This window comes from Polynucleobacter sp. SHI8, from assembly GCF_027944005.1.
GTDB lineage: Bacteria > Pseudomonadota > Gammaproteobacteria > Burkholderiales > Burkholderiaceae > Polynucleobacter.
Genome location: NZ_AP027204.1, coordinates 286,795 through 299,757 on the forward strand (window position 1 = coordinate 286,795; position 12,963 = coordinate 299,757).

Sequence of the window (12,963 nt, forward strand, 5' to 3'; positions counted from 1 at the left end):
TAATCAATAATATATACCTAATATTTAAAAAATGATTTTAATTACCGGTGGTGCTGGATTTATTGGTGGCAACTTCATAATAGACTGGTTAGATCAACCAAACGCTGATTCAGTGAGCAACCTTGATTGTTTAACTTACGCTGGAAATCTAACTACCCTAAATTCGGTTAGGCAAAATAAAAATTATCGTTTTTTTCATGGAAATATCGGTGATAAAGCATTAGTTTCCAATTTATTTAAAGAACATCAGCCGCAAGCAATTGTTAATTTTGCAGCTGAAAGCCACGTGGATCGATCCATCCATGGTCCAGGGAAGTTCATTCAAACTAACATTGTAGGAACTTTCAACCTTTTAGAGTGCGCAAGAGCGTATTGGAGTGATTTGCCTCAATCTGAGAAATCCTCATTTAGATTCTTACATGTATCAACAGATGAAGTTTATGGTTCTTTAGGCCCTAATGATCCACCATTCACTGAAAAACATCCATATGAACCTAATAGTCCGTATTCAGCATCTAAAGCCGCATCAGATCATTTAGTACGAGCTTGGTTCCATACTTATGGATTCCCTGTTTTAACCACTAACTGCTCAAATAATTATGGCCCTTACCATTTCCCGGAAAAGCTCATTCCTCTATGCATTCTGAATGCCTTAAATGGCAAACCCCTTCCAATTTATGGCGATGGGCAACAAATTAGGGATTGGCTCTATGTAAAAGATCATTGTGCTGCTATTCGAACAGTGTTAGAAAAGGGAACTTTAGGTGAGACCTATAACATTGGGGGCTGGAACGAAAAAGCTAATATTGACGTAGTCAAGCAAATTTGTATCATTTTGGATGAGCTACAACCAAGATCAGATGGTAAGTCGTATGCAGAGCAAATCACGTTTGTGAAAGATCGCCCAGGTCATGATCGCCGGTATGCCATTGATGCATCAAAAATTGAACGAGAGCTCGGATGGAAACCCGCCGAAACATTTGAGACAGGTATCCGAAAAACTGTCCAATGGTATTTGGATAATCCAAAATGGGTTGAAGGTGTTGTCAGCGGGTCATACCGTCAGTGGATTGATAAACAATACACTAATTAATAATTTCTAATCGATAAATTAATACAAGATATGAATATATTGGTATTTGGTAAAGATGGACAAGTTGGCAAAGCTTTACAAAACCAATTGATTAATACACCTCACACATCTTATGTTGGTCGATCAGAATGCGATCTTTCAAAAAGTGAGCAAATCCAAGCAACTTTAAATCAATATCAACCACAAATTATTATTAATGCTTCAGCATATACAGCAGTAGATCAAGCTGAGAAAGAGCCGGATCTAGCACATGCTATCAATGGAATCGCACCTAGTATCATGGCTGAGTATATTTCTAATGTTCACGGTGGAGTCTTCATTCATTATTCAACCGATTATGTGTTTGACGGATTAAAGCAATCTCTTTATCAAGAAACGGATACCCCAAACCCTTTAAGTCAATATGGCAAAAGTAAACTTGCAGGTGAAAATAAAATACAAGAAATTTTTAAATCAAATCCAAATTCAACGGCTAGATATTTGATTTTAAGAACGAGTTGGGTTTATGGCGATGGTGGTAATTTTATTAAAACGATGCTTCGATTAGCCTCTGAAAGAGATCAACTTAAAGTGATCGCCGATCAATATGGTGTCCCATCTAGTGCAGATTGGTTGGCACAAAAAGCAATTGACTTGTTATCGAGTGATGTAAAGAGCGGTATTTATCATACGGTTACAGATGGTGAGACTACATGGCATGGTCTAGCAAGTTTTGTTGTTCAAACGGCCACGGAACTAGGCTATCCGATTAAAGTTGCTCATGATGCGATTCAGGCAATTCCAGCAACGGATTACCCTTTACCAGCACCAAGACCTTACAATTCAAGAATGAATAACCGTAAATTAAAAGATGCTCTTCACGTAGAACATTTCCCTCAATGGAAAGATCAAGTAGCCGAGTATGTTAAAAAGGTAGTATCTGAACAAAAATCATATTGAATCAATGAATTTCACAAAAAGTATCTCAAATCGAAAAGGCATTATTTTGGCAGGTGGCTCTGGTACACGTTTGTATCCAGTGACTCAAGCTGTCTCAAAACAGCTCATGCCTGTGTACGACAAGCCTATGGTGTATTACCCATTAACAACCCTGATGTTGGCAGGTATTCGAGAAATTCTTCTCATCTCTACTCCACAAGACACCGCTCGATTTAAAGAATTGTTAGGTGATGGATCTCAGTTGGGACTATCCATTGATTATCAAGTTCAACCTTCCCCAGAAGGCCTTGCTCAAGCATTTGTGTTGGGAAAGAATTTTGTCAACAATCATTCAAGCGCTCTGATTTTAGGAGATAACATTTTTTATGGTCATGAGTTGGCAGATCAACTTCGAGCTGTAAATCATCAAGATTCTGGAGCAACTGTATTCGCTTATCATGTCTCAGATCCAGAGAGATATGGGGTTGTAGAGTTTGATGGTGACTTTAAAGCAATCTCTATAGAAGAAAAGCCATTAAATCCTAAAAGTAATTATGCTGTTACAGGGCTTTATTTTTATGATGAGCAAGTTTGCGATATTGCAGCTTCCCTCAAGCTGAGCGCTAGAGGAGAATATGAAATTACAGACGTCAATCGTATTTACCTAGAACAACAACAACTACAAGTAGAGATTATGGGAAGAGGATATGCATGGTTGGATACAGGAACTCATGACTCTTTGCTTGAAGCCGCCGGGTTTATATCCACTTTACAAAAACGTCAAGGTTTGATGGTGGCTTGTCCAGAAGAAATTGCATTTCATCAAGGTTGGATTAGTACAGAAGATGTTGAAAAACTTGCACATCCCTTAAAGAAAAATGCCTATGGTCAATATTTATTAAAAATGCTTACAGAGCACATAACCTAAAAGAATTGATTCGATGCCTATCATCGTTACCCCAACAAAAGAAATACCCGACGTACTCATCATTGAGCCCAAAGTTTTTGGAGATGATAGAGGCTGGTTTTTTGAGTCATTTAATCAAAAAGAGTTTTCTAAAAAAACTGGCATTCAAAAACCATTCGTTCAAGATAATCATTCATTCTCAAAGCAATACATTCTAAGAGGATTGCATTATCAGATGGAGCAAACTCAGGGAAAATTAGTGCGTGTCACGCAAGGAAGAGTGTTTGATGTAGCTGTTGATCTAAGACAAAATTCTCCCACCTATGGAAAATGGACAGGGGTTGAACTAAGTGGAGAAAACCAACGACAGTTCTGGGTTCCAGAAGGCTTTGCTCATGGTTTTGTGGTTTTATCAGATGAGGCTCATTTTCTTTATAAAACTACTGATTATTGGCATCAAGCCAGTGAGCAATGCATTATTTGGAACGACACAACTTTAAATATTGATTGGCATCTACCAGAAGGTGTTTCACCTAATTTAAATCCTAAAGATGCTTTAGGTAAAGCTTGGGAGCAATCGATTAAATTTGTTTAACTGCAAGAGTTTAATTGGATGGCTACTTTTGTATTATAAGAATAAGCTATACAAGTACCTAAAAGGGCCGTTATCATAAATGCATAAAATGCAACCATTCCTTTTAGGTTGATAAATTCATCTGAAAATCCAGCAACTATCTGACAAATTAAAAATATGGAACAAAGTAAGGCGCTTCGTTTAACAATGCCATTTTTTGACTTGAGACTATGGAATGCCAAGCCCAAAGGAACTAATACTGCTAGGATATATCCAACAATACCGAATATGCCATATCTAACCATTTGGGTCATGATTTCATTATGGAATAATGCGCTATAGACAAAATTTCTTGCATATTCTGTCGAATAGTTTTGTACTTCGATCGCATCTTTAATCGCTGTATATCCAGCAGTTCCCCAACCATAAATGGGACTTTCAGAAAAATAAAAAAAACCTAATCGTTGAAAAGTAATTCTTAAACCAACCGACGTATCAGGAGCAATACCACCCTGCCAGGGGTAAGAAATAATTTCATGAATTGCTAATGCAATCCTTTCTTGCGCTGAAGGAAAAATAACATAAATAGTTACAATAATTACAGCAGTAGTAAAAAAAGAAAATAGAAGAGTTTTACTTCTTGACCAATCAAGTTTTACACAACCAATCATGATCAATATTATTGGAATAGCTAGCCAACCTGTTCTAGACCCAGAACGAATAGATAAATAAATACCGAATGAGAATCCAAGTAAGCCCCATAATTTCATCATATTTTCTTTGAGAGTCCAACCTGAAAAGTTGATGGTGGATAAACCCATGAGCCCGAGGGTGAGGTTGATTTGACCAAATGCTAGAGGGTCTGAAAAGTAGGGTGCAAATCTTCGATCCTGAATCCAATCAGGTCTAGCTAATTCTCGATGGTGATAAAAGGTAGACCAAAATGCTCCTATGATGATTATTGGAAGAACCCATTGAAGCCATTTACCCATATCTATTTTTCTCCAAACAACAAAGATAAATACTGGAATGAAATATAAAAATGGACTCGTGTCTAAATATGCCTTATGGGTAAATGACCATCTGCATAATTGGGACATGAAAATTGCCAAGATATAGGCGATTAAACCTAGTATTACCCATTTAGATCTGGAATCACTGAAAACTTCTTTAATCGATTTTGGGTTTTGAGATATAGCTACCAAACTAAAAAAAGAGCTTAAGACAATCCAATATCCTGTCCAATCATTAAATGTAAGATGAAATATAGGTAATAAACAAACACTGATGAGTGCTAATTTTTCAACGATAGTTAACCTAGAAAAATAGTCATAAGGCTCATTAGGAAATAGTTCTTTTGATAACATCATAGATAAAGTTATTAATATTTGAAGATATAGCATCAATGATAATTGACTTGGTTGACAGATCTCAATTTATCTAAATAATTGATTTTAAAATTGAAAATTAAATAATATCTTCAACGAAAAAATACTATATTTTGTAAGTCTTTTTCGAGGAATATTGAGAGCTTTCAAAAGATTACTATTTTCTTGGGGGTTATTTTCTATGTATTTCCTGATCTACTTTGAGGTAGTCTTGTTGATGTAAATATTTTCTATTTTTTGGGGAGGGCTTCTCAAAAAATTATCGTAAGAGATGGTGCCTTCAATATACCGGGGGTTAATTTTTAATTGGTAAAAACTTGCATAAATAGTAGTTGTAAATATCAATTAAAATTAAAGTGTTTATATCTAAATAAATAACCTTTAACCAAATAAATTTAAGACTAATTTTGCCAACCCCTTTCTTATTTCTTATTCCATTTGCAATATTTATTGCACATATTACCTTAAAAGTAATACTCAGAATTTCGCCATATTTTGAAAAAACCAAACAATACGAAACTATTGAAGGTTTAAGAGGCTTTCTAGCTTTTTTTGTTTTTCTTCATCACGCATCAATATGGTACTTTTATTCTCACGGTAATGCATGGCAAACTCCACCTTCGACGTTATTTTGGTATCTGGGTTCGGGTAGTGTCATCATGTTTTTTATGGTCACCGCTTTCCTCTTCTTTGCTATTTTGAACAATAGCAAAGACAAGCCAATCGATTGGCTTAAATTCTATATATCAAGATTCTTAAGAATTGCTCCACTTTATTATTTTTTGGTATTTTGCATGTTTTTTCTGGTGATCATACAGACTGGATTTAACTTAATTCAACCCTTACCAGACTTGATTGAGGATATTATTCATTGGTTGATGCTGAGCCTACTTACTCTTCAAAATATTAACGGGATTGATACCGAACTCATTTTAAGTACGGTCCTTTGGACCTTGCCGTATGAGTGGATGTTTTATTTTTTGCTACCTCTTTTTGCTCTAGGTTTATTCCAAAAAAAACCGCCGAAGTATGTGTGGGTATTTATTTTGGTTGGGTTGGCTTTACTAATTAAGAACATGAACTTGGTAGTTTTTTTTGCTTTTTTCTGTGGAGCAATTTCAGTTTGGATTAGTAAAAAAGATCATCTGATTCGTTTTTCTCAGACCAAAGTTTCTTCTTTAGTAGTGCTTTTATTGATGAGCGCATTGATTTTTTTTGAGGTAAAACCTTTTTCCGTGTTTTCTATATGTATCTTATTTATTTGTTTTGTTTTAATCGCAAGTGGAACTGACCTGTTTGGATTATTAAAGCTACCAACTGCAAAGATGTTAGGTAATATTTCTTTTGGAATCTACTTGTCGCATATGATGGTGTTGTATATATTTTTTAAACTCATCATTGGAGTGCAAGTAATTAGCCAATTTAGTGCATTGGAGTACTGTTTATTGCTTTTATTCTTGGTACCAATTTTAACTAGTATTTGCTACCTAACTTATAGATTGATTGAGCTCCCCTTTATGTCAAAATCGCATGCTTGGACTACTCTAATTCGCAATAAGCTTAAATTTTCTTCTAAGACTTCATATTAATGATCAAATGAAAAACTGGCAAAAGAAATATACTTTTATCTGCAAGCCATTTGACCATAGTGATGGTTTTAGGACCTTTTAGTATCGACTTGCCTAATCGAAGGAGAAACTTTTGTCTAAATTAGACTCAAAAGATAGTCTATTTATCCACGTAATCATTTTAGGATATACAAATTTTAGCCAAACTAGTAAGAAATGCTTAGACTCCATTGTTAGTGAATTCAAACGTCAAGATGTTCTATTTACTGTTATTGATAATGGTTCTCCTGATGATGCAGCAACTCAACAAGAGATCTATGCCACTCAACACCCAAATTTAAATTCAGTAGTTTTTCCTGACAATTTAGGTTTTGCAGGGGGCATGAATTTTGGAGCAAATTTAATGCCTGTTGAGTGGGTCTTGCTTTTGGGGAGTGACACAATATTTTCTAGAGGAGCATTTGAAATTCTTTATTCAGAATTAAAAATGATGTCCTCAGATATAGGTATAGTCGGACCCGTTACGAATGAAGCTGGCACATCTCAAATGATCGATTTTAGTCAGAAATCAGAGGAGATTTTGGCTCATTATGAAAGTAATCACCCTATTCGAAGCGGTTTAAATGTACCGTTATATCGCGCAGACTTCTTCTGTGTAGCCATTCGAAAATCTCTTTGGGATCAGCTGAATGGTTTATCACTAAGTTACGGTAGGGGTTATTACGAGGATTTTGATTTTTGCATGAGAGCAAAAGCTCTTGGTTATTGTATTTTGCTATTAGAAGATGTATTTGTATATCATCAGGGCAGTGCTTCTTTCAAACAAGACCCAAATCAAAAAGCCTTAATTAAAAATAATAAAAAGATATTCATGAGCAAATTCCCAAAAGCTCAATTGCGTCATCGTAGGTTAGATAATTTGATGGTTTTGAATCATTACCTAAACCTATCCCTAGAGCAATTATCCGAAAAAGAAATTCAGTCCCGCATTAAGTTACGGTTTCAGATGGCAGACAATGATAATCCGAGAAGTTTTTGGAAAAAATGGATTTGGAAGATTAAAGTAAAGAAAGTGCGAAAGCAATTTGAGCAATTAGGATTCAACTTTTAATTGACCAAGGTATTGGTTTACTTTAGCGTCTTTATAAAATAAAGAGGTTGACTAAAGGTCGACTAAAAATTTTGTAAAGCGGTAATAACGAAAACTTTATTACCCTTTTTTTAACAGTTTTTTTATTCTTTTCCAAGCCCTTGAAGACCAAGATTTTTTTGCAAAATCTGGACGTAAAGACTCATCCCAATAGGATTGCTTAACTTCCCCAATGATCTTCTCATTTATTTGATTGGTGGGGTTATTTTGATGGAATTGATATTGCCATTCATAATGGTAAAAATGAAAAATAGGCCCAATTGGGTGAATGGGAATGGCTTGATAATTAAGAAGAGCTTCTCCATACCAACGAATTTCCATAGGAATTTTTTCAATCGCATCCCATAACCTCATATTTCTGGGGAGAAGATAGTTTGAGTAGAGACTTTCCCAGACTTTGGCAGACCAAATCATTGGTGGTGGACCAAAATCATAGTCTGGACCTTCTCTTTGGAATTCGGTTTTTAATTGTTGACTATCTGAAATGAACCCATTAATAACATCTAACTGGCCTAAATTTTTGGCAAGGTCAAGCAATTCATGTGCATCATGCATGAGGCTATATGGATAACCGTCCTCATGCATGAAATTTTTTAATTGAAAAGGTTTAGTAAAGTAAGCATCGGAATCTAAGCAGAGATAATTCTCACAATGAAGAAAACGCCAAGCCTCAGATTTAACCACTTGCTGATTCCAATAACCTCTCATATTGTAATAATCATCCAATGATGAGTTTGGCATTGCGCCAACGATATCTTCATCAAGAATAAGGTGAAAGGCACCCTTATCTAAATCATTTAATGCTACAAAATTAATTGTTGATTGGAATAATTTCGAATCTGCAGCAGGAACAGATAGATAGAATGGAATTTTATCTTGATTAAAAGTCGCAATGGACTCCATTAATCTTTTGGTCCTGAGGACATCATCTTTAAAAGACTTGCAGAAAAGAATAAAAGATTGCATAACTACAATAATAATCTAGGCTAGTTAATTTTAAATAAACATATTTATCTTGTTGGTGCTTTAGGAGCAATCATTCAAGATCTGTAAGATTATTTGGGGTACCAAGGTTGGGGACTAGTCATTCTATCCAACTGCCGAGCAATTGATCGTAACGTCTTTTTAAAACCCTTTACAGGCTTTCGATCTGGCCGATCATCAATGGTAGATGGCGCTAAAGAAACCTCAACGATATAAGGTTTAAGTGCATAAACGACTAAATGATGTTTCTTCAAGTGCTCAAAATAATGATCCACAGGCTCATAAATTTCTTGAGCATTAGTGATTAGTTTTTTTGCACCTTCAGGTTTCAAAATATATGCCGCTAATCCAATTGGGTCGGCATTGTTCTTAACAATATCAAAATTACCCATATTCTCAATCACAGAGTGTCCAGTACCTTGAAGACCTTGAATTCTAAGCGCTTCCCAAGGTGTTTTAGAAGAGAAGATAAGTTGTAAGGCATCCATGAATGTACTTAGAAGAACAAAGTCATCCTCAAGTATGAGTGTTGGACGATGCTCTAGTACGCAAAGTTCCCACGCTCTTCGGTGTGATACAAAACATCCAATCTCCGCTGAAGTAATTTGATAGCCCTGTAATTTTTGGACTTTCTTTGAGTTATATTCCTTTACTGAGGGTTGATATTGATAGCCGTCAGTTGCATCCAAAAATTCCCAATCCAAATTGAATCCTATGAATTGTTGTTCAACAGCAATTCTTCGATCAGTTGCTCTTTTTAATGAAATAACGACAATGTTTAAATTAAAAGGATTCAAAGTTTTCTTACGAATAAAGGTATTAATTGATGAGTTCTTGATATTCTAAACTTATATTTCCTTATGGGATAATCTAATAAAGTTAATGTGAGAAGAAAGTCATTTATGAGCTATCAGGGCTACTCTTTTGAACCTGGCAGATATGAGACTAGGGCTCTTGAAAAATATTTAGGCATTACAGAACAAGTGGTGGATCTCGAAGCTTTAGTTACTTTGGCTAGTTCTTCAACTAATGAACCAATAATTATTATTGCCAGTGACTTACCGCGATATCAAACTATCTTTGATACCGCAAAACGCAAAATCATCCTTATCCATTTATCGGATGAGGCTTATGATGTGAAACGATGCCGTTTATATCAACATCCGCAAATAAGCTTAATCGTTCGAAACAATGAAGTATTTCCGTTCTCTTTTTTGTTAATACATTCTTTCAAATGGTTGTATTGGTTCATTAAATGGGCTTTAGTTTACTGGGTTAAAGAGCAGTCAATTTCCAAAAACCTCGATATGGTAAGGCATACTTTTTTATCTAGACGGTATTTATTGCGTCAAATGAGAATGGCTTTATTGATTCGTAAAGTATCTGCGAAAGTGATAGGTTTTCCTCTTAATGAAACTAACTTTTATTTAGATGGAGAGACTGAGGAAGTGATTGCTAAATCGATTCCAGTTTCTTTTGCAGGAACGACCCATTCTGCAGAGCGAATCATGGCTAGTAAAACCGCACAACAACTTGGGTATTCACATGGTTATTCTGGATCTTGGGGGCCCGGGGGGCAGGGCTCATTATCATCCAAAGACTATGTGAAATTATTGAAATCGTCCGAATTCGCACTTTGTCCCAATGGGCACGTCAATCAAGACTGTTTTCGTTTTTATGAGATTATTTGCGCTGGAAGTTTACCCTTAGTTCCTGCAAGTACACCCTATCAGCCATTTGGGTATTATCAAGCGATTTATGACCTTGATCCTCGACTTGCAGTAAACACCTTTCGAGTGGATGATGTTAAAAAACAAATGGATGCAATACCACCTGCTGATCGGGTTCAAATCCTTAAAAGACTGCAAAAAAGTATTGCATCAAAAAATGAGTATGCTAAAAGGTCTATTTCTAATTGTTTTCATCTTCATGAATAGACAAATTTGACATGATGGAAAAAAGAAACTGCTTACTAATTTCCCATGGCTTTAACATGGATGGTCGTGCGGCTAGCTTGACGGTTACAGATAAAATCCCCTTTTTGCTAGAGGCTGGTGTAGAGCCTATTGTTTTAAGTGCAATAACGGGCCATCAAGATCAACAGTTAGAGCACTACCAGTTATTGCCCTGGGGTCCATCAGGACTTCGTTTTGATTTTCGACACTGGGTTGCTAAAAAATATGGGCGAGGTCTTTTTTATAAAGTATTTACACCTCTATTGTCTTTGATGTTGCTTCCTTTCACTGCTCTCGAAAAACTCTTTGTTGGTTTATCGAGTCAATCATCATGGTCTTACGCTGCTGCACACAAGGGTAAGCAACTCATTAAAACTAAAGATATTGATTTCATCTATTCATCCGGAGGAGCTTGGTCTGCACATTACGCCGCTTGGATGATTAAACAAGCAACAGGAAAAAAATGGATTGCAGAAATTCATGACCCGATGGTGATTCGTGATGATGTTCATGATGACGGAACGCGCCCTAGAAAAAGAAAAGACGCTCGTTTTTTACAAAAACTTGAGCGCTTGATTTGTCAAGATGCTGACCATATTTGGTGGTTTACTCAAGGGGCTTTGGACTATGCTAAGCACCGTCATCCAAAACTAGGAAATAAAGGTTTTGTGGTGTTCCCAGGAGCAAACCCACCAGGCTCTAATGAACAATTACCACCTTATAAGAAAACTGAAAAGCTACATATTGCGCATTTTGGATCGCTGGCTAATGATAGATCCATCTCAACCGTGATTTATGCTCTACCTGAGTTCTTTATGAAGCACCCAGAAGCGCAGAGTCATTTACAAATCGATGTGTACGGTGCAGGGTTAGATGAAAAAACCCAACAAGCTGTTCAAGGCTCTCCCTATGCTCAAAATCTCGTGGCGCATGGTCGTATTGAAAATGATCCTGTTTCAGGCAAGTCAGGCCGAGAGCGCATTATGGAAATTATGCGTAGTTCGGATGTGTTGTTGATGTTACATGGCGACTACGAGTGGTGTGCAGAATATATTCCATCCAAAATGTATGATTACTTTTGGGCATTTCGACCGATTTGGGGAATTACCAATCGCAATCCAGAACTGGATCAAATCTTACTAGATCGACACCATTATTTGAGTCATACACTGGACAGCCAATCCATTATTACTACCCTAGAAACCATTTGGCTAGATTGGACTCATGAACAGTTACATACTCCAACAGGTGATCCTATTACCCCTGGAGACGCAGTAAAGACCATTCTTGAGCAGATGGCATGAATATTCTGATTGTTAAATTATCTTCTTTAGGAGATGTTCTACATAACTTACCGATTGTGTGGGATATACGCAAGCAGTATCCTGATGCCAGGTTAGATTGGGTGATAGAAGAAGCCTATGTGGAACTGATTACACCACTTCTTACAACCCAGAACTTCAAAGGTATTGACCACATCATTCCTTTAAGTTTGCGCAGACTCCGTAAAGAACTTAAGTATCGGGGTTGGAGTTCCATCTTGCAAGACATTCAATCGCAAAAGAAACAGTTACAAGCTATTCAGTACGATGTTGTTATAGAAACCCAAGGTCTTCTTAAATCTGCTTTGATTACAGCCTTGGCAAAAAAATCATCTCAAGCAATTGTTTCTGGTATCGGTAATCGTACTGAAGACTCTGGTTATGAGCCTCTATCTAGATTGTTTTATACCAAGAGCGTCAAGGTCCCACTCCAATATCATGCCGTTGATCGTTCAAGAGCCGTTGCGGCTGGAGGACTTGGAACTCAATTACCTAATAGGGATGAGTCGCCACCGCAGTTTTATCCACCCACATTAATCAATTCTCTTGCTCATCTGCCTAATCCTCTTGGGCTTGATGGGGGTTCTTATGTCATGTGTTTTCATGCGACGGCAAGACTTGCTAAAAGTTGGTCGAATGATAATTGGATTGCAATTGCAAAAGAATTATCACTTCGAGGTTTAATCATGGTATTTCCTTGGGGTAATCCTAAGGAAAAACTCATCAGTGAACAACTGGCTAAAGAGGTTCCTAATGCCATCGTTCCTGAAGCTTTTTCGATTCAGGATGCTTTTGTCATTAATGCACAAGCCAAATTAGTCATTGGTGTGGATACTGGTTTGACCCATCTAGCAGCGGTTTTGGGTGTTCCCACGATAGAACTCTATATCGATTCACCTAGATGGAAGACAGAAGGTTATTGGAGTCATCAAGTCATCAATCTTGGAGATAAGCAGCAAGCTCCAACTTTAGAAGAAGTTATTACAGCAGCTACCTGTCTCCTTACCTAGGAATTGTTCAAAAGCTTCGTTTTGCTCATTCATTTAATCCATGAAAGGGGTCACGCTGTTTCTCAACTGTATTTCTGTCTTGAGAACTTAAAAA

Annotated in this window: 12 protein-coding genes; 9 read left to right on the forward strand and 3 right to left on the reverse strand. The window is 36.6% G+C overall.

Features of this window, described 5'->3' with window-relative positions:
- Positions 1–31 precede the first annotated feature (31 nt).
- Genes rfbB through rfbC form a run of 4 tightly spaced genes read left to right on the forward strand, consistent with a single transcriptional unit; the run spans position 32 to position 3,513 of the window.
- Positions 32–1,093 (forward strand): dTDP-glucose 4,6-dehydratase, encoded by a 1,062-nt coding sequence (gene rfbB, locus QMN06_RS01535; protein ID WP_281970742.1) that lies wholly within the window; start codon positions 32–34, stop codon positions 1,091–1,093.
- 30 nt (positions 1,094–1,123) lie between these two features.
- A complete protein-coding gene (rfbD, locus tag QMN06_RS01540; RefSeq protein ID WP_281970743.1) occupies positions 1,124–2,032 on the forward strand; it encodes a dTDP-4-dehydrorhamnose reductase in 909 nt (302 codons plus the stop codon).
- 4 nt (positions 2,033–2,036) lie between these two features.
- Positions 2,037–2,939, forward strand: coding sequence for a glucose-1-phosphate thymidylyltransferase RfbA (rfbA, locus tag QMN06_RS01545; RefSeq protein WP_281970744.1), 903 nt, complete (start codon positions 2,037–2,039; stop codon positions 2,937–2,939).
- A gap of 13 nt (positions 2,940–2,952) precedes the next feature.
- Entirely contained in the window at positions 2,953–3,513 is a 561-nt protein-coding gene (gene rfbC / locus QMN06_RS01550; RefSeq protein ID WP_281970745.1) for a dTDP-4-dehydrorhamnose 3,5-epimerase, read from the forward strand.
- Here the strand turns inward: rfbC and QMN06_RS01555 are convergent.
- Positions 3,510–4,862: an O-antigen ligase family protein gene (locus QMN06_RS01555; protein ID WP_281970746.1), complete on the reverse strand. Its 1,353-nt coding sequence runs from the start codon at positions 4,860–4,862 to the stop codon at positions 3,510–3,512. The two genes, rfbC and QMN06_RS01555, sit on opposite strands and share 4 nt — an antisense overlap.
- A gap of 425 nt (positions 4,863–5,287) precedes the next feature.
- On the opposite strand from QMN06_RS01555, the gene QMN06_RS01560 reads away from it, so the two are divergent.
- Entirely contained in the window at positions 5,288–6,469 is a 1,182-nt protein-coding gene (locus tag QMN06_RS01560) for an acyltransferase (protein WP_281970747.1), read from the forward strand.
- 112 nt (positions 6,470–6,581) lie between these two features.
- A complete protein-coding gene (locus tag QMN06_RS01565) occupies positions 6,582–7,559 on the forward strand; it encodes a glycosyltransferase (protein ID WP_281970748.1) in 978 nt (325 codons plus the stop codon).
- 99 nt (positions 7,560–7,658) lie between these two features.
- Here the strand turns inward: QMN06_RS01565 and QMN06_RS01570 are convergent, their stop codons facing one another.
- Together QMN06_RS01570 and QMN06_RS01575 are read right to left on the reverse strand one after the other, a co-directional pair.
- Positions 7,659–8,564: a DUF6492 family protein gene (locus QMN06_RS01570; RefSeq protein ID WP_281970749.1), complete on the reverse strand. Its 906-nt coding sequence runs from the start codon at positions 8,562–8,564 to the stop codon at positions 7,659–7,661.
- A gap of 89 nt (positions 8,565–8,653) precedes the next feature.
- On the reverse strand, positions 8,654–9,379 hold the full coding sequence (locus tag QMN06_RS01575) for a glycosyltransferase family 25 protein (RefSeq protein ID WP_281970750.1): 726 nt from the start codon (positions 9,377–9,379) through the stop codon (positions 8,654–8,656).
- Positions 9,380–9,484: 105 nt separating this feature from the next.
- On the opposite strand from QMN06_RS01575, the gene QMN06_RS01580 reads away from it, so the two are divergent.
- Genes QMN06_RS01580 through waaC form a run of 3 tightly spaced genes read left to right on the forward strand, consistent with a single transcriptional unit; the run spans position 9,485 to position 12,869 of the window.
- A complete protein-coding gene (locus QMN06_RS01580; protein WP_281970751.1) occupies positions 9,485–10,519 on the forward strand; it encodes a hypothetical protein in 1,035 nt (344 codons plus the stop codon).
- An 11-nt stretch (positions 10,520–10,530) separates the two neighbouring features.
- Positions 10,531–11,841, forward strand: coding sequence for a hypothetical protein (locus QMN06_RS01585; RefSeq protein WP_281970752.1), 1,311 nt, complete (start codon positions 10,531–10,533; stop codon positions 11,839–11,841).
- Positions 11,838–12,869 carry a lipopolysaccharide heptosyltransferase I gene (gene waaC, locus QMN06_RS01590; RefSeq protein ID WP_281970753.1) on the forward strand — a complete coding sequence of 344 codons (1,032 nt, stop codon included), beginning with the start codon at positions 11,838–11,840 and terminating at the stop codon, positions 12,867–12,869. Before QMN06_RS01585 ends, waaC begins: the two co-directional genes overlap by 4 nt.
- Positions 12,870–12,963 lie beyond the last annotated feature (94 nt).

What these genes read in the sequence shown, in the direction of transcription:
- rfbB (WP_281970742.1), top strand. Translation starts at nt 32, where the DNA reads ATGATTTTAATTACCGGTGGTGCTGGATTTATTGGTGGCAACTTCATA.
- rfbD (WP_281970743.1), top strand. Translation starts at nt 1,124, where the DNA reads ATGAATATATTGGTATTTGGTAAAGATGGACAAGTTGGCAAAGCTTTA.
- rfbA (WP_281970744.1), top strand. Translation starts at nt 2,037, where the DNA reads ATGAATTTCACAAAAAGTATCTCAAATCGAAAAGGCATTATTTTGGCA.
- rfbC (WP_281970745.1), top strand. Translation starts at nt 2,953, where the DNA reads ATGCCTATCATCGTTACCCCAACAAAAGAAATACCCGACGTACTCATC.
- QMN06_RS01555 (WP_281970746.1), bottom strand. Translation starts at nt 4,862, where the DNA reads ATGATGTTATCAAAAGAACTATTTCCTAATGAGCCTTATGACTATTTT.
- QMN06_RS01570 (WP_281970749.1), bottom strand. Translation starts at nt 8,564, where the DNA reads ATGCAATCTTTTATTCTTTTCTGCAAGTCTTTTAAAGATGATGTCCTC.
- QMN06_RS01580 (WP_281970751.1), top strand. Translation starts at nt 9,485, where the DNA reads ATGAGCTATCAGGGCTACTCTTTTGAACCTGGCAGATATGAGACTAGG.
- QMN06_RS01585 (WP_281970752.1), top strand. Translation starts at nt 10,531, where the DNA reads ATGATGGAAAAAAGAAACTGCTTACTAATTTCCCATGGCTTTAACATG.
- waaC (WP_281970753.1), top strand. Translation starts at nt 11,838, where the DNA reads ATGAATATTCTGATTGTTAAATTATCTTCTTTAGGAGATGTTCTACAT.